At 66.0% G+C, this 23,009-nt stretch carries 27 protein-coding genes; 9 read left to right on the forward strand and 18 right to left on the reverse strand.

Translation table 11 applies throughout. The features are described 5' to 3' along the window. Positions 1-207 precede the first annotated feature (207 nt). The 3 genes from G6N55_RS06695 to G6N55_RS06705 form a co-directional block, all read right to left on the reverse strand. Positions 208-399, reverse strand: coding sequence for a hypothetical protein (locus tag G6N55_RS06695; RefSeq protein ID WP_085226810.1), 192 nt, complete (start codon positions 397-399; stop codon positions 208-210). Between the two features lie 1,419 nt (positions 400-1,818). Further along, positions 1,819-2,028 carry an excisionase family DNA-binding protein gene (locus tag G6N55_RS06700; RefSeq protein ID WP_085226809.1) on the reverse strand — a complete coding sequence of 70 codons (210 nt, stop codon included), beginning with the start codon at positions 2,026-2,028 and terminating at the stop codon, positions 1,819-1,821. A 177-nt stretch (positions 2,029-2,205) separates the two neighbouring features. Beyond that, entirely contained in the window at positions 2,206-3,327 is a 1,122-nt protein-coding gene (locus G6N55_RS06705; RefSeq protein ID WP_085226807.1) for a tyrosine-type recombinase/integrase, read from the reverse strand. Positions 3,328-3,816: 489 nt separating this feature from the next. Here G6N55_RS06705 and G6N55_RS06710 point away from each other — a divergent pair, with 489 nt between their 5' ends. Together G6N55_RS06710 and G6N55_RS06715 are read left to right on the forward strand one after the other, a co-directional pair. Then, on the forward strand, positions 3,817-4,023 hold the full coding sequence (locus G6N55_RS06710; RefSeq protein ID WP_085226805.1) for a hypothetical protein: 207 nt from the start codon (positions 3,817-3,819) through the stop codon (positions 4,021-4,023). 209 nt (positions 4,024-4,232) lie between these two features. Next, positions 4,233-4,640 carry a hypothetical protein gene (locus tag G6N55_RS06715; RefSeq protein WP_163667197.1) on the forward strand — a complete coding sequence of 136 codons (408 nt, stop codon included), beginning with the start codon at positions 4,233-4,235 and terminating at the stop codon, positions 4,638-4,640. Positions 4,641-4,656: 16 nt separating this feature from the next. Here G6N55_RS06715 and G6N55_RS06720 read toward each other — a convergent pair whose 3' ends face one another. The 8 genes from G6N55_RS06720 to G6N55_RS06755 all read right to left on the reverse strand — a co-directional run bounded on the left by G6N55_RS06720 (position 4,657) and on the right by G6N55_RS06755 (position 12,122). Further along, a complete protein-coding gene (locus tag G6N55_RS06720; protein ID WP_232078933.1) occupies positions 4,657-5,145 on the reverse strand; it encodes a hypothetical protein in 489 nt (162 codons plus the stop codon). 125 nt (positions 5,146-5,270) lie between these two features. Beyond that, entirely contained in the window at positions 5,271-6,947 is a 1,677-nt protein-coding gene (locus G6N55_RS06725; protein ID WP_085226799.1) for an alpha/beta hydrolase, read from the reverse strand. A gap of 12 nt (positions 6,948-6,959) precedes the next feature. Further along, positions 6,960-7,286: a WXG100 family type VII secretion target gene (locus G6N55_RS06730; protein ID WP_232078934.1), complete on the reverse strand. Its 327-nt coding sequence runs from the start codon at positions 7,284-7,286 to the stop codon at positions 6,960-6,962. 521 nt (positions 7,287-7,807) lie between these two features. Beyond that, on the reverse strand, positions 7,808-7,981 hold the full coding sequence (locus G6N55_RS06735) for a hypothetical protein (protein WP_163667200.1): 174 nt from the start codon (positions 7,979-7,981) through the stop codon (positions 7,808-7,810). Between the two features lie 668 nt (positions 7,982-8,649). Further along, positions 8,650-9,003: a VOC family protein gene (locus tag G6N55_RS06740; RefSeq protein WP_085226798.1), complete on the reverse strand. Its 354-nt coding sequence runs from the start codon at positions 9,001-9,003 to the stop codon at positions 8,650-8,652. A gap of 55 nt (positions 9,004-9,058) precedes the next feature. After that, positions 9,059-9,532, reverse strand: a complete 474-nt coding sequence (locus G6N55_RS06745; RefSeq protein WP_232078935.1) for a GtrA family protein — start codon at positions 9,530-9,532, stop codon at positions 9,059-9,061. A 69-nt stretch (positions 9,533-9,601) separates the two neighbouring features. Continuing rightward, a complete protein-coding gene (locus tag G6N55_RS06750; protein WP_085226794.1) occupies positions 9,602-11,584 on the reverse strand; it encodes a serine/threonine-protein kinase PknD in 1,983 nt (660 codons plus the stop codon). A 205-nt stretch (positions 11,585-11,789) separates the two neighbouring features. Next, the gene (locus tag G6N55_RS06755; RefSeq protein WP_163667203.1) at positions 11,790-12,122 is read right to left on the reverse strand and encodes a DUF732 domain-containing protein; all 333 of its coding nucleotides are present in this window, start codon (positions 12,120-12,122) and stop codon (positions 11,790-11,792) included. A gap of 137 nt (positions 12,123-12,259) precedes the next feature. Here G6N55_RS06755 and G6N55_RS06760 point away from each other — a divergent pair, with 137 nt between their 5' ends. Next, the gene (locus tag G6N55_RS06760) at positions 12,260-13,291 is read left to right on the forward strand and encodes a polysaccharide deacetylase family protein (RefSeq protein WP_085226791.1); all 1,032 of its coding nucleotides are present in this window, start codon (positions 12,260-12,262) and stop codon (positions 13,289-13,291) included. Here G6N55_RS06760 and G6N55_RS06765 read toward each other — a convergent pair. Both G6N55_RS06765 and G6N55_RS06770 read right to left on the reverse strand, forming a co-directional pair. Next, positions 13,260-14,396: a glycosyltransferase family 4 protein gene (locus G6N55_RS06765; protein WP_085226789.1), complete on the reverse strand. Its 1,137-nt coding sequence runs from the start codon at positions 14,394-14,396 to the stop codon at positions 13,260-13,262. The genes G6N55_RS06760 and G6N55_RS06765 overlap by 32 nt on opposite strands. A gap of 56 nt (positions 14,397-14,452) precedes the next feature. Beyond that, positions 14,453-15,136 carry a GAP family protein gene (locus G6N55_RS06770; protein WP_085226787.1) on the reverse strand — a complete coding sequence of 228 codons (684 nt, stop codon included), beginning with the start codon at positions 15,134-15,136 and terminating at the stop codon, positions 14,453-14,455. A 185-nt stretch (positions 15,137-15,321) separates the two neighbouring features. Here G6N55_RS06770 and G6N55_RS06775 point away from each other — a divergent pair, with 185 nt between their 5' ends. Genes G6N55_RS06775 through G6N55_RS06785 form a run of 3 tightly spaced genes read left to right on the forward strand, consistent with a single transcriptional unit; the run spans position 15,322 to position 17,564 of the window. Continuing rightward, complete coding sequence (locus G6N55_RS06775; RefSeq protein ID WP_085226785.1) at positions 15,322-16,482, forward strand: glycosyltransferase; 1,161 nt, start codon at positions 15,322-15,324, stop codon at positions 16,480-16,482. A 33-nt stretch (positions 16,483-16,515) separates the two neighbouring features. After that, positions 16,516-16,869 carry a Cd(II)/Pb(II)-sensing metalloregulatory transcriptional regulator CmtR gene (gene cmtR / locus G6N55_RS06780; protein ID WP_085226783.1) on the forward strand — a complete coding sequence of 118 codons (354 nt, stop codon included), beginning with the start codon at positions 16,516-16,518 and terminating at the stop codon, positions 16,867-16,869. After that, complete coding sequence (locus G6N55_RS06785; protein ID WP_232078936.1) at positions 16,866-17,564, forward strand: cation transporter; 699 nt, start codon at positions 16,866-16,868, stop codon at positions 17,562-17,564. Before cmtR ends, G6N55_RS06785 begins: the two co-directional genes overlap by 4 nt. A gap of 34 nt (positions 17,565-17,598) precedes the next feature. Here the strand turns inward: G6N55_RS06785 and G6N55_RS06790 are convergent, their stop codons facing one another. The 3 genes from G6N55_RS06790 to G6N55_RS06800 all read right to left on the reverse strand — a co-directional run bounded on the left by G6N55_RS06790 (position 17,599) and on the right by G6N55_RS06800 (position 19,683). Then, the gene (locus tag G6N55_RS06790) at positions 17,599-18,249 is read right to left on the reverse strand and encodes a hypothetical protein (protein ID WP_139827080.1); all 651 of its coding nucleotides are present in this window, start codon (positions 18,247-18,249) and stop codon (positions 17,599-17,601) included. A 119-nt stretch (positions 18,250-18,368) separates the two neighbouring features. Further along, positions 18,369-19,295: a cytochrome c oxidase assembly protein gene (locus G6N55_RS06795; RefSeq protein ID WP_085226780.1), complete on the reverse strand. Its 927-nt coding sequence runs from the start codon at positions 19,293-19,295 to the stop codon at positions 18,369-18,371. 13 nt (positions 19,296-19,308) lie between these two features. Then, positions 19,309-19,683, reverse strand: a complete 375-nt coding sequence (locus tag G6N55_RS06800; protein ID WP_085226778.1) for a DUF732 domain-containing protein — start codon at positions 19,681-19,683, stop codon at positions 19,309-19,311. Between the two features lie 87 nt (positions 19,684-19,770). Between G6N55_RS06800 and G6N55_RS06805 the strand changes: the two genes are divergently transcribed. Next, entirely contained in the window at positions 19,771-20,376 is a 606-nt protein-coding gene (locus G6N55_RS06805) for a hypothetical protein (RefSeq protein ID WP_085226776.1), read from the forward strand. Between the two features lie 8 nt (positions 20,377-20,384). Here G6N55_RS06805 and G6N55_RS06810 read toward each other — a convergent pair whose 3' ends face one another. Next, entirely contained in the window at positions 20,385-20,711 is a 327-nt protein-coding gene (locus tag G6N55_RS06810) for a DUF732 domain-containing protein (protein ID WP_085227139.1), read from the reverse strand. A gap of 168 nt (positions 20,712-20,879) precedes the next feature. Here G6N55_RS06810 and G6N55_RS06815 point away from each other — a divergent pair, with 168 nt between their 5' ends. Both G6N55_RS06815 and G6N55_RS06820 read left to right on the forward strand, forming a co-directional pair. Then, positions 20,880-21,398, forward strand: coding sequence for a hypothetical protein (locus tag G6N55_RS06815; protein ID WP_085226774.1), 519 nt, complete (start codon positions 20,880-20,882; stop codon positions 21,396-21,398). Then, entirely contained in the window at positions 21,386-21,934 is a 549-nt protein-coding gene (locus G6N55_RS06820; RefSeq protein WP_085226772.1) for a GNAT family N-acetyltransferase, read from the forward strand. The genes G6N55_RS06815 and G6N55_RS06820 overlap by 13 nt, the downstream gene beginning before the upstream one ends. On the opposite strand, the gene zapE is transcribed toward G6N55_RS06820, so the two are convergent. Then, positions 21,912-23,000, reverse strand: coding sequence for a cell division protein ZapE (zapE, locus tag G6N55_RS06825; protein ID WP_085226770.1), 1,089 nt, complete (start codon positions 22,998-23,000; stop codon positions 21,912-21,914). The genes G6N55_RS06820 and zapE overlap by 23 nt on opposite strands. Positions 23,001-23,009 lie beyond the last annotated feature (9 nt).

The raw sequence follows: 23,009 nt of genomic DNA on the forward strand, positions 1-23,009 counted from the left end.
CCCCACCCGGCTATGTCAGGGGTGGGGCCATACGCGGCACCAAACCAATTCCACTGCTGTGTCCGAGAATCCGGGCAGCGAAGCTGCTCGGGCGGACAAAATGCGGGCTGCGGGCTTCTGGCGTGCATCCCCTCCTGGGGTGCCCTGCGAAGTCACGAACTCGCACAGTCAGAATAGCGCCGGTCACCGACAAAGCAACCAGCACACTCATTCCGGCGCGGCGCGGCCAAGCCGCTTGTCTACCCAGTCGTCATTGTCACCGAAAACCACAGCACCGATTGGGTCGTCGTGGGCCAGGCGCTCAAGCGCGGCTTGCTGCTCGTCCAGCGCCTCGTCCAGGGCCGCGTACATGGCCCGCTCGCCGGGCGTCAGTCCGCTGTCGTCGGTGTGATCGGTCATCGGTCGTCCTTTCGGATTCTTGGTGAGAATTTTCTCTTGGTGAGAACTTTTTCTGCTCACCACGTTTCGATTACCGCCAGCGCGCGGTGGGCGCGATCGAACCGGCGGTGACATGGCCGGCACATCGGCGAATACTTGGACGAGTCCGTGCTGTACGCCACGGCACGCCCGTTGACGACCGCGACTAGTTCCGTCGGATCGTCGTGCTGATAAGCCCACTGGGCTGCTGGGCGTCCGCAATCGCCCACGCAGGCGTAGGACGAGGCGTACCCGCGCGCGGCCTGGACGCGAGCATGCGCGCCGCGATAGCCCACAACCCGCTTGGCCGTTCGAGGTTGTCGCGTAGAACGTCGCACCGCTTTCGGGGTGCGGCGCTGAGATCGGCAAAACCCACAGACGCGAGAAGGCGTGCAATCGCATGCTTTCGACGCGTAGGCGGCCAGGCCGCTGGTGCTGCGCCTCGTGGTCATACAGCCACCCCCTCGGCGCGGAGAACACCCAGCCAGCGTGTCCGCTGGCCGCGCAGCGCGGTGATTTGCCGGCCCAGTTCCCGGCGCTGGTCGTTGTCCAGGCTCCGGTGTTGACGGCCCTCTAGCTTGTTGATCTGGTCCTGCAGGGCCGACAGCTGTTGTGGGCCATGCCGTTTCCAGGCGTCTAAGGCGCGGTTGTCGGAAGCGCACGTGCCACACGGGGCGGAATGCGGGTATTGCGTACAGGCCCGTTTTGGGGGTTCTATGGAGAATTCGTAGAGGGGCATTGGCTCGGGTGAGTGGCTGCCCGTCTGAGCGGTCGGCTCGCTCGCGTGCGTATCCCCTTCCGTTTCACGACTTCTAACTACTTCGGGCGAACGGGGGTTCGGGGTTGCTAGCGAATCTGTTCGGGGTTTCGGTGTAATTCTGTTCGGGGTTTCGTCCTCAAACGGTGAACCGTCGTTCGGGGTTCCTGGTGTCGTAAACCCCGAACCCTCGTTCGGGGTTTTGACCAGAAGCCGCCAACGGTTAGTGGAACCACGGCCACCCTTGGTTCGGAACACCAGGGCCACAACACCCTTGCCCGCTAGATGCTCCAAGGCTCGCTGAATCCCGCGTTCCGTCATGTCGCACGTTTCGGCCAGCTTTGCCACGGACGGCCACACTTCGGGCTTCCCGACGCCGCAGTATTCGGACAGCTCGACGGCCACCCGGAACTCACCGTGGGTCAATCCCGCGTGCCGCAACCCGTGCCGGAAATCTCGGGGATGGAACTCGTTCTGCCCGCTCATCATCCGACGCCTGATGCGCTACCCCAAGGTCGGCTGTTGCCGATAGAATCGGCGTTGCCCGTCGTGTGGTGACGATTGGTGTCGTTGGAGGTCGGGGGCCGGCTTCTATGTCGGCCCTCGACTCTTTCCGGAGGATCGTCGAAATTCATTGGGTGCGATCACCATTCGCTGATCGGGCGCAGGGTGACCTGGTCAACCTCGTTGAGGTCGATGCGGATCAGGCGCGGTCCGGCCTTGTAGGCCTTGATACGGTGATCGGAAATCATTTGCCTGACCGTTTTATCGCTGACCTGCAGGTAGTCGGCGGTTTCCTGGATTCCGCGCCAGCGGCGTGCTTCAGGCGCTGGCGCTGGTTTCTTGCGTGTCACTGAAAATCCCCTTTGACGTCCGGGAGGGGTTGTTTTCCCCAACCTGGTTAAAGGGGTTGTACTTCGGCCTGGGAGGACTGATTTGGAGGTAACTAACCCAGCGTGTCTCTGGCTAAACGCGCTACACAGTTGCTCCACTGGGGTAGTTGCACAGGGTAAACGCGCTACACAAATTAGTCAGTTGTTTGCGAGTTTGCTTAGCAGCGCCGCAATCTCGTGGTCGCGCCCCTGGGCGGCGTGCTGGTAACGCATGGCGGCAGCTGGGGTGGAGTGCCCCAGGCGGGCCATCAGCTCGGCCAGTGACGCGCCCGTCGCGGCTGCCAGCACGGCACCGGAGTGGCGTAGGTCGTGCCAGCGCAGATCGGGCCGTCCGGCAGCGGCGCGCGCCCGGTACCAGTGGCGCATGAGGGTGGATGGTTGCAGGTGGCCGCCTCGATCGTTCGGGAATAGCAGTGAATCACGCTTGCTGCCAACATATTTGGACAGATGCGCTTCAATGGCCGGGATTAGGTGCGGTGGAATGGCAACGTCGCGCACACCGGCATCGGACTTGGGTGTGGTGACTTGAAACCCGCCGTGTTTGGTGCGCACCGCGGCCCGCCGGACACGGATCACCTCTGTCGACAGGTCAATGTCGCCGCGTTGCAGCTCGATCGTCTCCCCGAACCGAAGCGCGCACCAGGAAGCGAGCGCGACCATCAGCTGCAGCCGCTCGGGCATTGCGGCAGTGACCGTGGTCAGCTCCTCCACCGACGCGGGCCGGATCTTATGGACGCGCTTGGTGCGACCCGCCCCCACGATCCGCGCGGGATTGCTGTCGATCAACTCGTCGTTGACCGCGCTGGCCATGATCGTGCGCAACAGGCTGTAGGCGTGGGAGCGCATGGTGGGCCTGTCGGTCAGGGTCGTGGCGTGCCAGTCGCGCACATCTTTGGGCGTGATGCCGGCGATTTGACGGTCCCCGAACGTGGGCAGCAGGTGGTCGTCCAGGATGGCGGTGTAGTGCTCGCGGGTGCGTGCCTTGATGGGACGGCCAGCGACCTGGCGTGTGGCCAACCAGCCCGAGGCATAGGCACCGAAGGTCACGCGCTCCGGCTTGGCCACAGCGGCCGGGTTCCACAGTTTGCTCTCGATCTCCCGGCGCCGGTCAACCAGGTAGGCCTCGGCGTCGATCTTCGCGGCGAACGTTTGCGGGGCCGTGTTGTAGCTGCCGTCCGGCCCGGTATAGCGCACGTGGTAGCGGCCTGATGGCAGCTTGCGGATGTTGCCGAACGAGCGGTGTCCTTTTCGGTTGGCCATGGTGTGCGGTCCCCTGTGGTCGTGCCAATGGCGTACCAATACAGGTTACTTCTAGGTCCGCGAACCTCCGACTATTTCCACTAGTGGAGTGTGGTGTCTACCCAGCTTAGAGGCATATTCACGCTGCTCACACACCACACCCGCAACATACCAGCATGACTACTTCAATCCCAGTATCGCGCACCAGAGTTTCACCTGTTCAGGCCTGGTTTTTATCGGGCCGTCGCGCCTGATCGAGCACGGTGCGCAAATACATGCCCAACCGGACCTATCGCGAATCGCGACACGACAGGTCGGGTTTGCCATGACGGCCATCCCGATAACGCCGTAGTTGATGCGGTTGTCGCAGTGGCCTGACCCCGATTGGTTGATCAATGTGGACCAGTTCACGGGGTCCGGTCAAGTGCATGGCGGGACTGGCCCGACCGCTATCGTCCGCAGTTCTCCCAGGTAAGTACTGACCTTCGTCAGGGGAAGGACGCTGTTTGGGTGATCACCCATGCCGACGAGAGAAAAAGGACCTTCGTGTTCTTTTGGGATTGGTCGGGCCCCGAAATCACCATCCGTGGCCGCCGCGAGTGGGATTCAGAAGACCCCGAGGATGTCGAGCTTGCGCTTAATGTGATCGACGGAGACGTGCCGCTTGAAGGCTGGGTTTCCTTGGCGCGCGACTTTTTGGCGGCCTTCGACAGCTAGCTGTCGGGAGGGGAGTCTGGGGATGGGAGGTCCGCGATGAGCTCCCCGCTGCCACCACCGGACCAGTTGGGTACAGGCTGTTCGTCACTCTGGCTGATTCTTAGCGAGTCGCGAGTCTCCCTGCCACGCAGACTATTTCGTCCCTACCCTCGCTCACGACAGCAGACATGATGATGACCCGCGACGAAACCGTGGGCTACCGTGCACCTATGCGCGAGTACCCCGAACAACCCGTAGACCTGTCATGGTTCTACACACTCAATCTGCACGACCGGGTCAACCTGCTCAACAATCCGCGTCAATCACTCATAGCTCAGTTCGTCGAACGCATTCTCGCCCAAGTCAAACAGCACGGGATACAGCAAGAGGTCGTCGACGAATCACAATGGAACGGCTCCTCCACCTGGAGACTCGACGAGTCGATGCGGGCAAAGCTCGAGGAGGACAGTCAGAAGCTGGATAGGTGGTTCGATTCGCTCACGCCCGAAGAACTCAACCACGTAATTGCGCACCGCCGCGACGAGGGCTCACAAGCCGCGACCAAAGCGTCCGGCGTCGACCCGCGCATGGCCCATCCCTATCTCGACATGAAGGCGACGAAGCTCGGTCGGCCTTGAAGCGCCGCGGTGACTGTTACCCGGTGAGGATCGTCGGGAAGGGGCTGCGCTCGGCGGGTAGGTCGGCGGGAAAACACGGCGAAATCGCTTGCAGGGTAGGCGCATACCCGGGCTGATACCGCGCAATGATCTGCAGGATGTAACCGTCGGGGGCATAGCCAAACCGGTTGGGCTTGTAGAAGCCGTCTCGCTCGTAAACCTGCCAGCCCCAGCTCTTCCAGATGTCGCCGGCCTTGGCGACGATCGTGTTGGCGTCGACGCCCGCCGGCAGCGTGAGATCGCCGTTGGTCGCGAATTCCATTGGCGGGGTGCCCGTTTCGACATCCTTACACGGGTGAACGGTGCCGCCACCGCTATAGCGGCTGGCGTCCAGCGTTATTCCGGCCCCAAGCGCCGCGAGTGTTTTCTTGAGGTAGCCGATCACCGTATCCTGGGCCTGCTGTTGGGTTTTCGGGATGACCGGCTCGAGCTTCCATCCGGGCGGCGGTGGCGGTGTGGCTTCCATGGATGGTCCTCCCAGTGGAGTGGCGCCGGTCGGTGTGGGCGGGACGAGCGGTCGTTCGTGGCTACAGGCAACGACGAGCACAACGATCGTCGCAACACCGAAAACCCTCAAACGGCGCATCACGTTCAGCCTCCCCCACCACTCGGAATGGCCTGGGGCGGCGGAACACCGGCGATGACGGCACCCAGATTGAGCAGTGCCGGGTTGCCCTCGCTCCAGTAACTGCTGTGGGCCGCAACGCTCGGCGTCAGCCCGAGCGGGTCGCTGCTCGGTCCGGCAGCGGCGAACAAGCGCGTCGCACCGAAGTCGTTGGCCGTCGGATCGTGGCCCAGCGTCATGTCGGTCACCAGCTCGATGATGTCATTGCGGGCCCGCATGGCATAGACATTCGCACCGGGATCCAGGCTCAGGTCGCCGGCGTGCTGCACGAGCATGCCGGGGCTGCCGACCGCGATCACGTTGTCGGCGTCGAGGTGATGCCCACCGGATGCGGCCGCGCCGACCAACGTCGACCCGTAACTGTGCCCGATCACCGTGTCGATCGACGGCGCTCCCACGTGGGACGCGCGCTGCCCGCTCTCGAAGGCGTCCAGCGCTCCCCCGTCCGACCGGGCCCGGTCGGGCCACGCCGCCTCGAAGAGATCCATCGGACGGTCGTAGCCCATCCAGGTCGTCACCGCGACATCGCCCGGCCGCAACCCGGGGTCGGCCGCCATCGCGGAGTTGTACATCGCCAGGGATTTCAGGTCGCTGCCCTCGAAGGCCGCGAGGTCTTGGCCGGTGCCGGGCACCAAGATCGCATTGCGCTTGGCGTGGTCGGGGTTTCCGACGGCCACCGCACCGTGGCCCTGGTTGTCGATCAGGCCGAGGTAGCGCGGCACGCCGTCCTTGCGGTCCAACGCGGTCTGCACCGCCCGGTAGCCGGCGAGGCTGTGCCGGGCCGCCAGCAGTTGGGGTGCCACCGCGTTGAATTCGCCGGTCGTCGCTTCGGAGTGATCGCCCATGTATATCTGGGCGGCCAGCTCGTCGACGCGGTGCTGCAGACGGTCGACGTCGGCCTGGGTCTGTTGCTGCAACTCGGGCAGATGAAGCCGGTTGTAGTGGTCCCGGCCGAGATGGTCCTGGGGGTCCCACGGCATGCCGGGGTGATTGCCGATCTTGTGGTCCTGGCTGTAGAGCCAGTCCTTCTCCTCCGGCGTGAGCTTGTTCCAGAGGGCGGCGAACTGCTCGGGATCCTGCGGCAACGGCTGTTCCAATGCCCGTTGCACGTCGGGCCGGTTGTCGTGGGGCCCGGACGGAATGGGTGCGTCGCCGTCGGCCATGTTGATCGCCGTCGCCAACTCGGCGTCCACGGCATTGGCCTCGGCGACGATCGCGTTCAAACGGGTCTGCAGCTCGGCGCGCTGCGTCTGCATCTTCGCCCATTCGGCTGCGGTGTACCGCAACTGGGGAATCGCGACCACCTGACTGGTCGCGGCGTCGACCTGTAGCCGGGCGGCGGCCGCGTCCGCGCGCAACGTCGCCAGCTCGGCCTTGACCTTGTCGATACCGCCGGCGGCCTGCTCCGCGGCGCGCGCGACTGCCAGCGCCTCGTTCCCGTGGGCGTCGAGGTCTTGTCGAAGCGCGGCATTCTGGTGCACGGCGGCCTCGCGGGACGCACCCTCCCAGCCGGCGAACACCGACAGCGACGCCAACTCACGAGACGTGCCGAAGGCGCTCTGCGAGCGCGCGGAGGCCGCGTGAAACACCTCGCGCACCGCTTCGGCGTTCCAGCGGTCAATGTCTGCGACCGATAAGGCCATGCCCCACTGTTCTCAGCCGCGACCACGGAGCGCGGCGGCCCTGGCAGCGACGTCGGCGAGCGCGTGCGCCCGCTGCTCCTCGGCCGCCGCATGCGCGACGGCGGCGTCCTGCAGCGCGAACCCGTGATCCCCGACCCTGCCCACCAACGCCTGCGACACCGGCAGCCACCGAGCCGCCCGGGCGCTCAGCGCCGTCGCCGACATACCGGCCCAACCGTATTGAGCCGCCTCCAGCCGGTTGTCGGCCGTCAGGAACCCTGCCGCCAGATCCTGGGCCTGACCGCTCACCTGCCGCCCCGAAGCCGTCAACTGTTCCACGTCGATTTTGATGTCAGACACCGTCGGGATCCCCTTCCCCCCAAGTGATCACGTCAGCACTGCGCATCTGCGGAGCCTAGGCACGTCGCGCGACGGATGCACTTCACCCTGTGCAGACGGACGACGGCGGCGACCAACATGCCGACAGTTATAGCTCAGCCGCCGAAGAGAGCCCCCGGGTATGAACTTTGCCTCGATTGCAAACTAGAAGATTTGCCCGCACCCCGTTGAACACGTGAGTAACAGGTAGGGGGTATGGATTTCTGCAAAAAGACAGACCCGAGGATTTGTTATTGAGGAATGGGAATTCCTCGGTACGGATAACGCGGAAATAACAGACTTCGGGATTTATCAAGTATTTATTGGTCGCCTCAAACGTCACACCAGTCACACGCCATCATTTGAGCGTGAGCCGGTGCCGGCTAGGGTCCAGCGAGGGAGAGCTGGTCGACGAGAGCGGTGCGGGCGCCGCTGTCGCGGCCGGCGCCGACCCGCGCCGATAGTGGGATAGCACGCACGAAACGTGCTTTGGCCAGCAGTTTCTATCCGAAGAAGGGAGACATCCGGCTTTCGCCGTCGTGAGGAGAGTCGCAGGAGGTGCACTGCATCCCGGCGCCGCCGCCGACGCATTCGGCGCTGCAATCGGAGCTTCCGATGCCGATCGTGAGCAGGAACGCCCCCACCGAAGCGAAAAACAAGGCTGCGACAGTTTCCATTTCCGACCTCCCGCTCAACCCTGAATTAATTGCGACGTGTGTACCACCAACTCAGAGAATCTAATCCATAAAAATGCTCTAAATTGTCGGCGCCGTCAAGTTCAAATTCGAGGTAATCAAGATCGATTGATTGGAAATCAAGATCGGTTGCTGTGGCGGCATCGGCAACATCGGAATTTTCAATGATCTGGCGATTTCGACCGGACGCCGCGCCGAGGTGTGTGGTATTGCTGTGCGCCGTGGTGCGGCGCCCGTGCCCTCGATACGCGGGCTACAGGGTCGCCGCTGTGTGCCGGCGGCAAGCGTGGCGCAGCGACGGCATAAACGCGTCAGTCGGGGCGCCACACGCTGGCGCCGCAGGAACGCCGGGAACCCGCCAAGGGCCACCGCAATGACCTTGGGACACAGGCAGACTCGGTAACAGCGCAGCGACGTGCGCCGCGCGGAGTCAAAGGATGTCGGCCGAAAAATTTAGTGAAGCGGCCACCGAGGATCCTCCCGGTGGCCGCCTCGTCGGCCATTAAACGATGCTAGCTTTCGGTCTTGATTCGCGTGCCGTTTTCGCAACTTCTTGCCGAGATCCGAAACCCCAAACCGCGGACGTCCACAACCGCGCAGGTCACGGGCCGTCGGCGGCGATGCGTGATGCCGTTGTGGCCGCGCTTGTTTCAGCGAGCCAGCGGCTTGTAGAAGACCAAGCCGTTGCCCTTGTTGTCGTAGACCACGGCCCGACGTTCGTGCGCGTCGTCGTAGGGACCCTTCACGATGCCGCCACCGCTGGCCTCAACGGCCTTGGCCGCGGCGTCCACATCGGCGGTCTTGACGCCGACGACGACCTGTCCGGGTATGGGATGGTCCACGTCGGTCGCCAGGGCGAGAGTGACCGGGCCGCCGTCGAGAGCCGCGAAGTGGGCGCCGTCGCGGAATTTCACTGCCATGCCCAGGGTCTCGCTGTAGAACCGGATCGACTCGTCCAGGTCGTCGGTCGACAAGATGATCATCTTCACTTCGTGCTCGCTCACGGGTGCCTCCTCTGTACTGAGTCGCCTTTCAGACTAGGCAAGGACGTGCCGCGAGTCAGCGGCGGAAGACCACCCATCTCATCGCGCTGTACATGTACACCGCTTCGCAGAGGCCGGCCACGATTCGCGACAGCTGGTACTGCACCCCGATGGCCGACAACAGCGTGGTCACCCCGAGGATGAAAGCCAGGTAGTTGATGACGACCACCACGACGTAGACCGCGACCTGGGACCCAACCGCGCCGTGCGACTGAAAGTTGAAAGTGCGGTTGAGCACGTAGCTGAGCGCGAAGGCGCACGCGTAGGCGACCGAGACGGCGATCGGCACCGGAAGATCGAGCCCGTCGCGCAGCGTGGTGAGCAGCGCCAGATCGACGCTGAAGGTGAACCCGTTGATCACGCAGAAGCCGAGAAACGTCGGGGCGATGACCGAACCGAGCCCGAACGGCAGCCGACTGACGACGGCCTCGCAGATCTTGTGGAAGCGGTCGACCGCTGGTGTCCGGCTGACCTGCGATTCGGCAGTCACGCGGCTACCGTCCCATGACCGGGTATCCGCCATGTGATCAGTTGGCCAACTCTTCGCTCGCCCGGCGCATCACTTCGCGGGCAGCTTCACGACCCGGTCGCCGGTGTAGTCGGTGACGTAGATGTTGATGGCCCTGTCCACCGCGATACCGCTGGGGTGGTTGAGCCCGACGAACGGCAGCACGCTCTGCTTCTGGGTACCGGCCTCCATCTTCAGCACCCGATTGTTGGTGTAGTCGGTGACGAAGATGTCGCCCCCACTGTCGACCGCCACACCGCTGGGGTCCCCGGGGGTGAACAGGCCGCTGAACGGCACCACGGTCTGGCGCCCGGAGTCCGCGGCCAGCTTCACCACCCGGCTGTTGCCCGAGTCGGCGATGTAGACGTTGCGACCGTTGTCCAGTCCCACCCCCTCGGGCCCGTTGAGGCCGGTGAACGGCAGTTCGGTCGGGGTGTTCGAACCGGGGGCCAGCTCCAGCACCCGATTGACGTCGGTATCGGCGATATAGAGCGCGCCCGCATCGTCGGTCGCCACCCCCTGGGGCCGGTGCAGCCCGGTGAACGGAAGCACGATCGGCGTGCTCGAGCCGGCCGCCAGCTTGAGCACCCGATTGTTGTTCGTGTCGGTGACAAACAGGTTGCCGGCGCCGTCCGCCGCCACGCCCTCGGGCGAATTGAGACCCGGGAAGGGAAGCTCGACCGCGGTGTTCGAGCCCGCCGCCAGCTTCAACACCCGATTGTTGATGTCGTCGGCGACGTAGACGTTGCCGGCGGCGTCCACCTCCACATCGGCGGGGTGGCCAAGCCCGTTGAACGGCAACGTGATCTGCGGACCGAATAAGGGGTCGTGATGCTGCGTGGACTGCTTGGCCTGATCAGTCTCGAGCTTGCCGACGACGACGACGAAGGCGACCACCACAACGGTCGACGTCAACAGCGCAGCGGGAATCATGATGCCCGGCCGGCGCCACCACGGGGCCCGGGCCGGGGTGTCGTCCTCGTCGGCCCACGGCTGCTTGAACGGATCGGACGACCCGTCGGGGGGCGGTTCGACCGCGAGATACGAGGTGACCGGCGGTGGGGTCGCGGAATACCCGTCCGCGGCCGGGCGAGGCCCCGGCTCGGGTGACATGGGCTGTTCCTGATCATCGGACGCAGCGTGTTTGACCATGATGGGAGCCTTTTCGGGTCGCGGTGGTGGCGTCAGCGGGAGCGCGCCCCGACGCGCTCGGGCGGCCGGCGCGGTGATGGCATCGCGGGCGGCGCCGGCCAACCCGACGGCGGTGGCATACCGGTTGGCGGGGTCTTTGGCCATGCCAGTGGCGATGACGTCGTCGAGGTGCGGGGGCACGCCGGGCTGCGTGACAGACGGTCGGGGTGGCGGGCTGCTGAGGTGGGCGGCGAACAGCCAGGTGTCCCCGGCGAACGGCGGCTGTCCGGTCAGGCATTCATAGAGCACGCAGGCCAGCGAGTAGACGTCGGCGCGGGCGTCGGCCTCGCGAGCCCCGGATCGTTCGGGCGCCATGTAGTGCCAGCTGGCAATCTCGTTGTCGGAGTTCGTCAATCGCGTTTCGTACCAAGGCGCCAACCGAGCGATCCCGAGATCGACCAGGTACGCGAAGTCGTCGCGATCGAGCAGGATGTTGGAGGGTTTGACGTCGCCGTGCACCAGGCCGACCTCGTGCGCGGCGTGCAGCGCCGCCGCCACCTGCTCGATGATGTACACCGCGCGGGCCGGCTCGACCGGGCCCTCGGCCAACACCTGTTTCAGGTTGCGGCCTTCGATCAGCTCCATGGCGATGTACAGCTGCTGGTCGATTTCGCCGAAATCGTGGATGGGAATGATGTGCGGGTTGTTCAGCCGGGCCGCCGCGGCCGCTTCCCGGTGAAACTGCTCCGCGATCGCGGGGTCGGCCGCCAACTCGGGTGGGAGCACCTTGATCGCGGCGGTGCGGTTGGCGGTCGCGGTGTCATACGCGCGCCACACCTGCCCGAGATCGCCTCGGCCCAACAGCTCTACGAGCCGATAGCGGCCAAACTCCTCTCCCTCCACCGGCTCACCATACCCACGCGGGCACCTCAGTGGAGGTCAAGACTTGGCGGTCTTCGGGTGGCTATCGACGGCGGTGGCGGGGGCGCGTGATCGCCCGAGCGCCGGTGCATTCAGCAAACTTTGACGGAAATAACATCACGAGTCACCCAAAGCGCGGGTGGCGATCCGAACTGCCGAGAACGGTCTGGGACCGAGTGTGGCCGGTCTAGGACTTGGGCGCTTTTTGGGCGTCGATGTCCATGTCCGGGCAGAACGCCTCGACCGCGGCGAAGGCGATCACCTTGGTCTGCTGCTGGCTGTATCCCATGTTCTGAATGCGCTGCAGGGCCTGATCCGGCGGCAGGATGTTGTTGCGCAGCTCGTTGCACAGGTTGGTCCCCACATGGACGATCGTCTCGTGGTTGTTGTACTTGATGTTGTTCTTGTCGAGATACGAGATGTAGTCCGGCGTGTTTTCCGGGTCAGCGTTCGCGACTGCTGGCACTGAACACAGCAGTGCGGACAGGGCGATGGAAGACGCCGCTAGTGCTGTTTTCATGGCCCTGAGCATAGGATCACCCCCGAACTTTTACGTGAACGAAAAGCAAACGGCTGCCGTCGCAGCCGGCCGCAGCAAAAATTCGCGACGCGAGTTACGGCGCCGGATCCGCGACCCTCGCTAGAGTTCCCCAGTTAATGGCACGACTGACCGACCTCGCCCGACCCGCGACCCGGGAGACCGTCAAGAACGTCGCGGCCGGCCTGCTCTGCGCGGCCGGCGTCCCCACGCTGGCCCGACGGCGACACCGCGACACGCTCGCGATCGTGATGTTCCACGGCGTGGAAGACGAACCGCTGTCGCCGGCGTGCTGGCATGTCCTGGACTCGGCAATGTATCGCCGTCAACTCGAATACATCCGCGAGCACTTCACCGTGCTTCCGCTCGAGGAGGCCTTGGCAGGGCTCGCCGCGGGGACGCTGCCGCCCCGCGCGATGGCTATCACCTTCGACGACGGCACCCGCAACCTGGCCACGCACGCGGTCCCGGTGTTGCGCGAGTTCGGACTGCCCGCGGCGGTGTTCCTGGCGACCGGCCCGATGGGCAGCGACGAAACCCTTTGGCCCGACCGGCTTTGGCTCGCCATCGCACACACCGCCGCGACCGAGGCCGATCTGAGCGCGCTGGGACTGGGCACTCGTTCGCTCGACGGAACCGGGCACCGCGGCAACGTCTACGCGGCCGCGGTCCAGCGGCTCAAGGACTTGCCCGACGCGCAACGAATAGCGGTGCTGGACGGGGTTTTCGGCGCGCTGGGCCACCGCGACGGCGACGGAGGGCCGTTCCGAATGCTGTCCTGGGACGAAGCGCACGAGATGGCCGGCGACGGTCTGGTGACGCTGTATCCGCATTCGGTGACCCACCCGATCCTGGCGCGCTGCAGCGACGACAAGCTCGAGCGGGAGATCGCCGATTCCTGCGCGGCGCTCGAACATGAGACCGGCCGAACTCCAACGGTTTTCGCGTATCCCAATGGCCGGCCGCAGGATTTCGACAGCCGGGCACAGGATGTGCTGCGTGGCCGCGGCGTGCGGTGGGCGCTGTCCACCTCGCCGGGATTCGCCGACAGTGGTTGTGACCCGATGGCGTTGCCGCGGCTGGCCGTGGGCAGCAACTCGTCCTTCGACTACTTCCGGCTCATGGTGTCGGGTGGACTGCCCCGGCGCTAGCGCGACGCGAACGTCGCCGCGCCGCGGCGGCAAGCCACACGTCGTGCATCCCTTCTCGCCAGCGGTCGAGGTCGAATTCGCGCGCCCGCGCGTAGGCGGCCACGGCGAGCCGGTTGCGCAGTTCGGTATCGGCGACGAGCGACTGCAGCGCCTCGGCCAGCTGGGCAGCGTCGCCGGGTCGGATGATCAGACCGTTGACCCCGTCGGTGACCACCTCCGGTATCGCCCCCACCGCGGTGGTCACCGGGACGACACAGTTGGCCATCGCCTCCAGCACGGCCATCGGAAGGCCCTCGCTGTAGCTGGGCAACAAGAAGATCGCCGACTCCGCCAACAGCCGGTCCCTATCGTCGGGCCCGACCCAGCCCACGACGTCGATCGTGTCCTCGAGTGCATTGGCGCGGACGAACTCACGCACCTTGTCCACTTCCCCGTCGCCGGCCAGCGTGACCCGCACCCTGCTGCGAATCTTGCTGGGCAACATGTTGATCGCCCGGACCAGGTCGTAACTGCCCTTGTTGGTGCCCAACCTGCCCAGCGACACCACCCGCAACGGCTCTTCGGTGTGGGGCGACGGGACGGTGGCCGGCATGACCACCGGGTTGTAGAGGACTCGGATGTTGGCTTCGCTGAACCCGAGGCTGGAACGGAATCCCTCGAAATGGGCGCGACCGAGCACCACCGAATAATCGGCGCGCAGCGCGGCTCGTACGGCGCTGCGCTGCAGCCAGGACAGCTCGTCGAGCCACGCGAAGAAGTGGGAGCTGTGGCAATGGACGATCGTCGGGATGCCGCGATGGCGTGCGACGAACAAGGGCACGGATTTGCGGATGACGCTGCCGCGCAACGAATAGTGCACGTGTAGCACGTCGACGGAGCCGAACAACAGCAGCACCGACGCCTTGAGCATGCCCGAGATTCCGGTCCACAGCTGAGCAGCCAGCGAGTCGTCGATGTAGGTGGGCACCACGCGCACCCGAAATCGCGAATCGGCGTCCTCGATCAGCAGTCGCATCATCGTCGCCATGCCGCCGCGGCTGTTGGGTCCGGCCGGGGCGTTCCCGACCGTCAGCACCCGGATCGGACAGCGCGGCGCGTCCGTCACCTACGTGCCTTATATCCCAGCACCGTGCACCAGAGTTCTCACCGCTCAGGCTAGCTTCACCACAGGACGCTGCGGAACAGCAGAGCATCCGCCACGAGTCCGACACCGACGACCAGAAATAGTATTCGAACCGAGATCGGGCCGTAGCGGGTGAGGCCGCGCACGATGCCACGCTGGATGCGGACGGCCCGGGTGGTCTTTCGGGTGGCCAGAAACAGGATCAACAGCGACGGCGTGAGCGCCAGCGTCCAGTAGGCGTAAATCAGCAGCGGCCAGCCGGCGGGCCGCGGATGCACAGCGGCGAGCGTGGCCAATCCGGTGATGTACGGAATCGAGGTCGGCGCCTGCCCGAAGCCGACCGCCGCGCCCAGAATTCCGAGCAGCCAGGGGCGTTGCCGCATGGCCGCCAACGCCCAGCCCGGAGCCGACGTTTGCGCGGTCAACGGAAAGTAGGCCAGGCACATCAGCACCACACCCAACAGCAGCTGACACCAAAACCGAAGCGCCGGAGTGATTTTGAAATCGACCGCATGCGTCAAGAAGCCAAGTCCCAGTACCGTGCAGACGCCGAACGTGGTGGTGACCACGAACAACCCCGCGATGAAGCTCAAGCCGCCCGGGACCGGCGATCGGCGATCGAGTCGGCTGGCATAGACGACGGCTGACACGACGCCCACGTTCAGGACATTCAGCGAGTCGAGGAACGCCAGTCCGGCAAGCGCCAGTAAAAGAGCTCCCATGATCGCACCGAAGTTACTGCATCGGCCCCCGGACCGCCTTCACCAGCGGGCACAAACGCTCGTTCGCTCGACAAAAGTGTGAGAATACTAAGACCGCGTCGGGTGCGGGCCGGCTTGCGCCCGACCGGCGCGACCGGCAAGGTCGAACGGTCGACGTGTGGGCATCTTTGCGAGTGAGGTTCTCCTTGAAGTTTGCGCTCGCCGGCTACGGCAGCCGCGGCGACATCGAACCCTTCGCGGCAGTCGGCAGGGAGCTGCTGCGTCGAGGCCACGGCGTGGCGATGGCGGTCACGCCCAACATGATCGGCTTCGTGGAATCGGCGGGGCTTGCCGCCGCGGCCTTCGGGCCGGATCCGCCGCAGCACAAGGATTTCTCGCACACGACGCTGCAGAACCCGATCCTGATGATGTCGGCGTTCACCGATCAGATCCGAGCGGCGTGGGCGCAGTGGGCCGCGTCGCTGCTGGCGCTCGCCGACGGTGCCGACCTGGTGTTGACGGGCAAGAGCGAGCAGGGACTGGCCGCCAATGTCGCACAGCACCACGGCATCGCGCGCGCGGCGCTGCACTTCTTCCCGGACGGCGCCGCCGGCCCGAACGACATGCTGGCGCGCCTTGCCGCCGAGGCCGAAGCAGCCCAGCGCGGCGAACTGGGCCTGGCGGAGGTCGACGGATCCGCGGCGCTGGAGATCCAGGCCTACGACACACTCTGCTTTCCCGGGCTGGCCGCGCAATGGGCCGAACAGGGTCTGCGCCGGCCCTTCGTCGGCGCGCTGACGCTGGAGTTGCCCGCGAATGCCGACGCCGAGGCCGGGTCGTGGATCGAAGCCGGGACGCCGCCGATCTACTTCGGCTTCGGCAGCGGCGTGCGGGTCACATCCGCGGACACCGTCGCCGTGATCGCGCAGGCCTGCGCACAGCTGGGCGAACGGGCGCTGATCTGCAGTGGCCCCAACGACTTCACCGCCGTTCCGCTTTTCGACCACGTCAAAGTGGTCGGCGAGGTGAACCACGCGAGCGTCTTTCCGGCGTGCCGCGCGGTCGTGCACCACGGCGGCGCCGGCACCACGGCCGCGGGCCTGCGGGCCGGAATCCCGGCGTTGATCCTCTCGCTCGGGGTCGACGATCAGCAGGTCTGGGCGGCGACCGTGCAACGGCTGAAAGTCGGTGTAGGTCAAGAGTTTCGGACGACAACGCTGGATTCGTTGGTCGCGGATCTGCGCTGCATCCTGGCCCCGGAATACGCCACCCGGGCCCGGGCGATTGCCGCGCTGATGGCCACGCCCGCCGAAAGCATCGCCCGTGCCGCCGATCTCCTGGAAGAGGCTGCCCGCGCGGGACGCTAGCGTCATGTCAGCCACGGCTGTATTGTTCTGCGCATGCTGACTTGTGAGGCGCGGGAATCGGCGCTGGCCCGATTGGGACGGGCGCTGGCGGATCCGACGCGGTGCCGCATTCTGGTGGCATTGCTCGACGGCGTGCGTTATCCGGGTGAGCTGGCGTCGCAACTCGGCCTGACCCGGTCGAACGTCTCCAATCACCTGTCGTGCCTGCGCGGCTGCGGGTTGGTGGTGGCCACCTACCAGGGACGACAGGTCCGTTACGCATTGGCCGACCCGCACCTTGCCCGCGCGCTGAGCGAGCTGGTCCAGGTGGTGCTCGCCGTCGATACCGATCAGCCGTGCCTCGACCAGCCCGTATCCGGCAAGCGCAAGACGGGTACAGCGCGATGAACGACAAGGACGCCCCGAGCCCGATGCTGCCGCTCTCGGCACCGGCGTCCGACTGCTGCAACGACGGGTGTTGCAGCGCAGAGACCACGAATCTCGTTGAACCCCAACGCCGTACCGTGCTGCAACGACGGGTGCGACTGCTCGTTTCGGCGACGATCACCTACAACATCATCGAGGCCATTGTCGCGCTCTCGGCCGGGGCGGTGGCGTCGTCGGCCGCGTTGATCGGGTTCGGGCTGGATTCGGTGATCGAGGTGTCCTCGGCCGCCGCGGTGTACTGGCAGTTCTCCGGGAGCGACCCCGAGGCCCGCGAACGCGCCGCGCTGCGGGTCATCGCCCTGTCGTTCTTCGCCTTGGCGGCCTACGTGACGGTCGAATCCATTCGGTCCCTGGCCGGGGGCGAAACCGCCGGATCCTCCACCGCCGGAATCATTCTGGCGGCAGTGTCGCTGGTGGTCATGCCGCTGCTGTCGTACGCACAGCGCCGCGCCGGGCGCGAGCTGGGTTCGGCCAGCGCCGTCGCCGACTCCAACCAGACCCTGCTGTGCACCTACCTGTCCGGCGTGCTGCTGGTAGGGCTGCTGCTGAACTACCTGTTCGGCTGGGCGTGGGCAGATCCGGTGGTGGCGTTGGTGATCGCCGCCGTGGCGGTCCGGGAGGGCCGCACCGCCTGGCGGGGCGAGCACTGCTGCTGAGTTAAACATGCTGCGCCGCAGCATATTTAACGGATCAGCCGGGCTGTCCGGCCTTGATGGCGGCGTCCTGCTTGCGCGCCACATCCAGAGCGATCTCCGGCGGCACCGGGTCGCCCGGTGCGCTCTCGAACTCGATGAGGGCGACGATCTTGCCCTCGCCGAAGATCACCGACGTCTTCGCCTTGCTGCCGTCGGCCGAGGGCCCCGAAATGATCGTGCCGCCAACGCCCACGTCGGCCGGGGCCGGCGTGGCGCCCTTGATCGCGCCGTTCTGCGGATCGGTGTAGGACTTGGTCAGCGAGTCGCGATCCTTGTCCGCCGCGGCCGGGTCCGGGTACACCAGCAGCGAGTCGATGACGCTGCGCGAGCCGGCCTGGTTGGTGAACACACCCTCGATGCCCGGCGCCGGGTCGGTCAGCGGCCGGGTCTTGGGCGGGTTGAAGCTATCGTTGGGCACCACGATGTCGGTGGCCTTGATCAGCAGGTTGCTGTAGTCCGTGGGCTGCGCTGCGCTGGTCGACGTCGGTGCGGCCGAGGACGAGGACGCCGCGGACGAACTCGACGTCGACGATTTCGATGACGACGCGGGGCTGGACGACTTGTCACCGCCACACCCCGCGACCGCGACGCCGACCACCAGGGTGGTTGCCGCCAAACCAGCTGCCGCCACCGATACCTTCTTCACGATTGGCTCCCTTGAGTGTCGTCCCGATTTGCTAGCTTCTCGCGCAACATAGCGGATGCCGGGTGAACTGGAAATGAATCACCTAATAATTCCCGACTAGCCGACGGCCTGCGGGGCGCTCAGCCCCGGCCGAACCGTTCGCGCATTTGCGGGTCGTTCTCCCACCACAGTCCCGAGGGCGCAGCCTGTTCACTCTCGGCGGCATCCGTGCGGTCCAGCTCGGCATCCACCTGGACGGCGTGCGAACGTTCGTCTCGTGACAACGCGCGCATCAGCAACAGCACGAACGGCAATCCGACCACATCGCCGAGAATCCACAGCACGCCGGCGCCGATCGTCTGGTCGAGCCGCTGATCCGGACCCCAGGAGCGGTGCAACCCCGCGTAATACGCCGCGGCGATCAACGAGCCCTGCCAGATGACCAGGCCCAGCAGTCCGTCGCCCAGGGTCTCGCCGACGGAGATCAGCAGCGAGATCAGCTGGGGGTATCGGCGGGGCACCGGATCGGATTGCAGCCGGGCGTAGAAGTAACCAAACCCTATGACTACCAAGACTATTCGAGTAGGCGCGCCGACCCATTGGTTTTCCAGGGCCGCCGTGTACCAGGGCGTCAGGTAGAGCAGCCACGGCGTGGCCAGCATCGCCAGCGAAGTGGTCAGCGGGTGCACCAGCACCCGGGCCCAGCGCGACGCCAGCAACCGGTCGATGCGCTCACGGCCGAGGGCGTCACTCAGGACGGTGATCGGCCGGCCCTGCGCGAGGAAGAACGGCACCACATACAGCAGCAGCAATACCTGCAGCGCGCGCACCCAGAACAGGAAGTAGGCGTAGCTGCCGACCGCGCCGACGGTGGCCACGGCCCAGAGCGCAATGCCGACACCGAAGCAGCCGGCCTGCGCCCGCCCGACCGCTCGTCCGGCGCGGGCCTTCGGGTAGCACCACATGTACGCGCCCGCGACCAGCACGATCACCGCCGCCGAGGCGGGATCCAGATACCAGGTCGCAACCAGGGCACCCCATGTCAGCGGGCCCGGATCGATGGGCATGGCCCCCGGCGCTTTAGTGGTCGGGAGCGCCGTCGGGCTTGGGTCCCCGACCCTCGCCGGTCAGGTAGTGGGGGCAGTACGAGCCGGCGGCGATGGCCGTGAACTTGGCCGCGCCGGTATCGGCGAATCCGGGATTGCGCAGCTGAAGGTTGTTGACGATTTCCTGGTCCGAATGTCCCGCGTCGACCAGCTCACACACCGTCTTGCCGGCCGATATCGCGGCGGCCGGGTCCTGGAAGGTGAGCCCCGCGTCCTTGAGTTCCTTGAGGAACGCGGCGTCGGCCGCCGGGTCGGGCGCGGGGCTGGGGCTTGGGGTGGGGTCGGCGTGGGCGGGCACGGCCAGGGCAATCATGGTGGCGACGCTGATCAGCGTCATGAGGCGCCTCATGACTCCACAATCCCAGAGATGCCGCGACGATGCATCCCACCTGGTCGGCCGGGCGGGCGGAGTTCAGATGGTGTTGGCTAGGACGACGTGGCTGCCATCTTGATTGTTCTCGATGTCTTTGTCGGCATCATCGCCGTAGTCGGGCTGATTTTTACGTGGAACCGGCTGCGCGCACGCCGCCGGAGGTCGGGCGCCGAAGGCGTCGTCCTGGTCGTCGATCGCCTCGCCCCGCGCCGAAGGAATATGGCCCGCCTGCAGGTGAGCCTGCGGATGATCGGACCGACCGTGCGCTACGAGGTGGGACTGGATCTCGAAGCGGATGGCAATCCGTTCGAGGCGTCGACGCCCAAGCCCGAGTTACGTCCGTCGATGGGCTGCGGAGACGACGAAATGTCTTGGGGTTTCGAGATTTCCGAAGATGAGCTGGACAACGTCTGGGTCATCGCGTCCTGGATCGCCGCCGAGAACACCGACCTCCGGATGGCCGCGATCGCGTCGAACCTGGGCACGGCGGAAACCTACGAATGGCGATGGGCGGCCGACTGGCGCATCTCGCGCGCCGGCCACTGGCGAAAGCGACGACGCCCGACGACTCCGCCACGCACCGTGGCGGGAATGGGGCCGCTGGAACTGGGCCGGGCACCCGGGCGGGGACGCGCGGCAAAACCGGCGGCCGACCCGGAACAGGAATAGCGCGGCCGCTATTGGGGGCCGTTGGTGGCGGTGGTGTGCGGCAGCGCACCGGGGCAATAGGCGGTGGCCGCGATGGCCGCGAACTTGGCGGCGTTCTCCTCGCGGAGTCCGGGATTGCGGTCTTCCACGGTCTTGACGACATCCACCATCTGCGTGCCCTGGCCGACCGCCTGGCACACCCACTTGCCCGCCGCGATCGCACGGCCCGGGTCCGGGAAGGTGACGCCGGATGCCTGCAGCGCGGCAAGGAATTGGTCATCCATGGGATCGGCGTACGCCGGGGCGGCCGTGCAGATCATGACGACGGCGCTTACCAGCATCAGGAGGCGTGTCATAGCCCACTGATCGTCGCAGACCAGCGGCAAACTTGCATCCCACTCTTGCGTGCCGGCGATCAAAGTGCCGCCGGCACGCACCACGCGCTGGTCACGGCCGCTGGCACGGGTGCGCGGGGGCGGTCCAACCCCTCCCGTTCACGAGGCCCGGTGTGCAATTATTCGAGGATGCGCCGCTGGCTGATCGTCCTGTCGACCCTGCTCATCGCCGCCGCGAGCACCGTCGGCGTGGCCGCGCCGCGCGTGTGGGCCCAGGACGCGCCGATCGGACACATCGGCGACACCCTGCGGGTGGACACCGGCACCTACGTCGCCGACGTCACCGTCAGCAGCGTGACCCCCTGCGACCCGCCACCCGGATTCGGCTACACCCGCAGCGGCGTGCCGATCAAAAGCTTCCCCGGCAGCACCCCCAACCGCGCCGACGTGACGGTGCACGCGATCCAGGTGCCCAACCCGTACGTCATGGCGGCCGCGTTCAGCTTCGACGGAGTGACTCCGTTCGCCGACGCCTACAAGCCGCGCGCCACCGACGCACCCGACGCGCTGGACAATGTGCTCGGCAACGCGCCCAACGGCGCGATCGTGCGCGGCGGGGTCTATTGGGACGCCTACCGCGATCCGGTCTCCAACGTCGTGCTGCTGGACCGCAAGACCGGTCGCCACCTCGCGCAGTGGAACCTCTGACTCTCGACATCCAGCGCGTCGCGGCGGATTCCGTCGACGTGACAGAGCTGGCTACCGTTGCGGCCCTTACCTTTCCGTTGGCATGCCCGCCCACGGCGACTCCGGAGAACATCGCGTCGTTCGTCTCCAAGAACCTGACGCCCGCCCGCTTCGGCGACTATCTCAATGATCCGGAACGGGCCATCCTCACCGCGCGGCGCGACGAGAAGATCGTCGGTTACGCCATGCTGGTTCGCGGCGTCTCCGACGACACCGGCGTGCAGCAGGCGGTCGAAATCCGCCCGGCCGCAGAGCTGTCCAAGTTGTATCTACTGCCCGACTACCACGGCAGCGGGGCATCGGCCGCGCTGATGGAAAGCGCGTTGGCCGTCGCGGACGACTGGAGCGTGCGCTGCGTGTGGCTGGGCGTCAGCAAGGCAAACCAACGCGCCCAACGCTTTTACGCCAAGAGCGGATTTAAGATCAACGGCAACAGGACGTTTCGAGTCGGCGATCACTTCGAAAACGACTACGTCATGATTCGCGAGGTTGGGTAGCCGCGGCGGTCAGCGCCAGCAGCCGCGAGGTGGCCCGCAGGTACTTCTTCCGGTAGCCACCGGCCAGCATCTCTTCGCTGAACACGGTGTCCAGTTTCGCGCCGGACGCCACCACCGGAATGCCGGCGTCATAAAGGCGATCGGTCAGCGACACCAGCCGCAGCGCGACGTTCTGATCGTCGATGCCGTGCACACCGGTCAAGAACACCACCGTGACGCCCTCGATCAGGCTCAGGTAGCGGGATGGGTGCATGGTGGCCAAATGCGCACACAGGGAATCGAAGTCGTCCAGCGTCGCCCCGGCCACGTCGGCGGCACGGGCGACGACCTCGTCGTCCGTCAGGGGCTGCGGCGCGGGCGGCAGACCGCGGTGCCGGTAGTCCGGCCCCTCGATTCGCACGGTGGTGAAAATGCTTGCCAGCGTGTTGATCTCGCGTAGAAAATCCTGAGCGGCGAAGCGGCCCTCCCCCAGCTGCTCGGGCAGCGTGTTGGAGGTGGCGGCCACCGACACTCCCCGCTCGACCAACGACGACAGCATCCGCGAGATCAGCGTGGTGTTGCCCGGGTCGTCGAGTTCGAACTCGTCGATGCAGACCGCCGTGTAGTTGGCCAGCAGGTCGATGCATTCGGCGAAACCGAACACCCCGGCCAGCTGGGTCAGTTCCCCGAACGTCGCGAACGCCTTGGGATGCGTGGCCGGGTCCGGCGCCGCGCCGGGCCCCGGGCCGGGCAGCCGGTAGTAGGCCGAGGCCAGCAGATGCGTCTTGCCGACCCCGAATCCGCCATCCAGGTAGAGGCCCACGCCGGGCAGCACCGCCCGCTTGCCCAACAGCTTGCGCCGGCCCGCCCGCCGCTCGGTGGCCTGACGGCAGAAGTCCTGGCACGCCACCAGCGCGGCGGCCTGCGTCGGTTCCGCGGGATCCGGGCGATAGGTGCCGAAGCCCACGTCGGCGAACGTTGGCGGCGGCCGCAATTGGGCGATGAGCCGCTCCGGCGAAACGCTCGGATGCCGATCCACCAGATGCTGCACGCGCCCGGAATCATCCGCAGACACCGACCCGTGCATGCGAAAACT

This window comes from Mycobacterium florentinum (genome assembly GCF_010730355.1).
GTDB lineage: Bacteria > Actinomycetota > Actinomycetes > Mycobacteriales > Mycobacteriaceae > Mycobacterium > Mycobacterium florentinum.

Coding starts and splice junctions, on each gene's coding strand:
- cmtR (WP_085226783.1), top strand. CDS start 16,516: ATGCTGACTTGTGAGGCGCGGGAATCGGCGCTGGCCCGATTGGGACGG.
- G6N55_RS06715 (WP_163667197.1), top strand. CDS start 4,233: ATGCGCGAGTACCCCGAACAACCCGTAGACCTGTCATGGTTCTACACA.
- zapE (WP_085226770.1), bottom strand. CDS start 23,000: ATGCACGGGTCGGTGTCTGCGGATGATTCCGGGCGCGTGCAGCATCTG.
- G6N55_RS06800 (WP_085226778.1), bottom strand. CDS start 19,683: ATGAGGCGCCTCATGACGCTGATCAGCGTCGCCACCATGATTGCCCTG.
- G6N55_RS06705 (WP_085226807.1), bottom strand. CDS start 3,327: ATGGCCAACCGAAAAGGACACCGCTCGTTCGGCAACATCCGCAAGCTG.
- G6N55_RS06815 (WP_085226774.1), top strand. CDS start 20,880: ATGCGCCGCTGGCTGATCGTCCTGTCGACCCTGCTCATCGCCGCCGCG.
- G6N55_RS06760 (WP_085226791.1), top strand. CDS start 12,260: ATGGCACGACTGACCGACCTCGCCCGACCCGCGACCCGGGAGACCGTC.
- G6N55_RS06735 (WP_163667200.1), bottom strand. CDS start 7,981: ATGGAAACTGTCGCAGCCTTGTTTTTCGCTTCGGTGGGGGCGTTCCTG.
- G6N55_RS06810 (WP_085227139.1), bottom strand. CDS start 20,711: ATGACACGCCTCCTGATGCTGGTAAGCGCCGTCGTCATGATCTGCACG.
- G6N55_RS06720 (WP_232078933.1), bottom strand. CDS start 5,145: ATGGAAGCCACACCGCCACCGCCGCCCGGATGGAAGCTCGAGCCGGTC.
- G6N55_RS06795 (WP_085226780.1), bottom strand. CDS start 19,295: ATGCCCATCGATCCGGGCCCGCTGACATGGGGTGCCCTGGTTGCGACC.
- G6N55_RS06695 (WP_085226810.1), bottom strand. CDS start 399: ATGACCGATCACACCGACGACAGCGGACTGACGCCCGGCGAGCGGGCC.
- G6N55_RS06725 (WP_085226799.1), bottom strand. CDS start 6,947: ATGGCCTTATCGGTCGCAGACATTGACCGCTGGAACGCCGAAGCGGTG.
- G6N55_RS06755 (WP_163667203.1), bottom strand. CDS start 12,122: ATGAAAACAGCACTAGCGGCGTCTTCCATCGCCCTGTCCGCACTGCTG.
- G6N55_RS06785 (WP_232078936.1), top strand. CDS start 16,866: ATGAACGACAAGGACGCCCCGAGCCCGATGCTGCCGCTCTCGGCACCG.
- G6N55_RS06770 (WP_085226787.1), bottom strand. CDS start 15,136: ATGGGAGCTCTTTTACTGGCGCTTGCCGGACTGGCGTTCCTCGACTCG.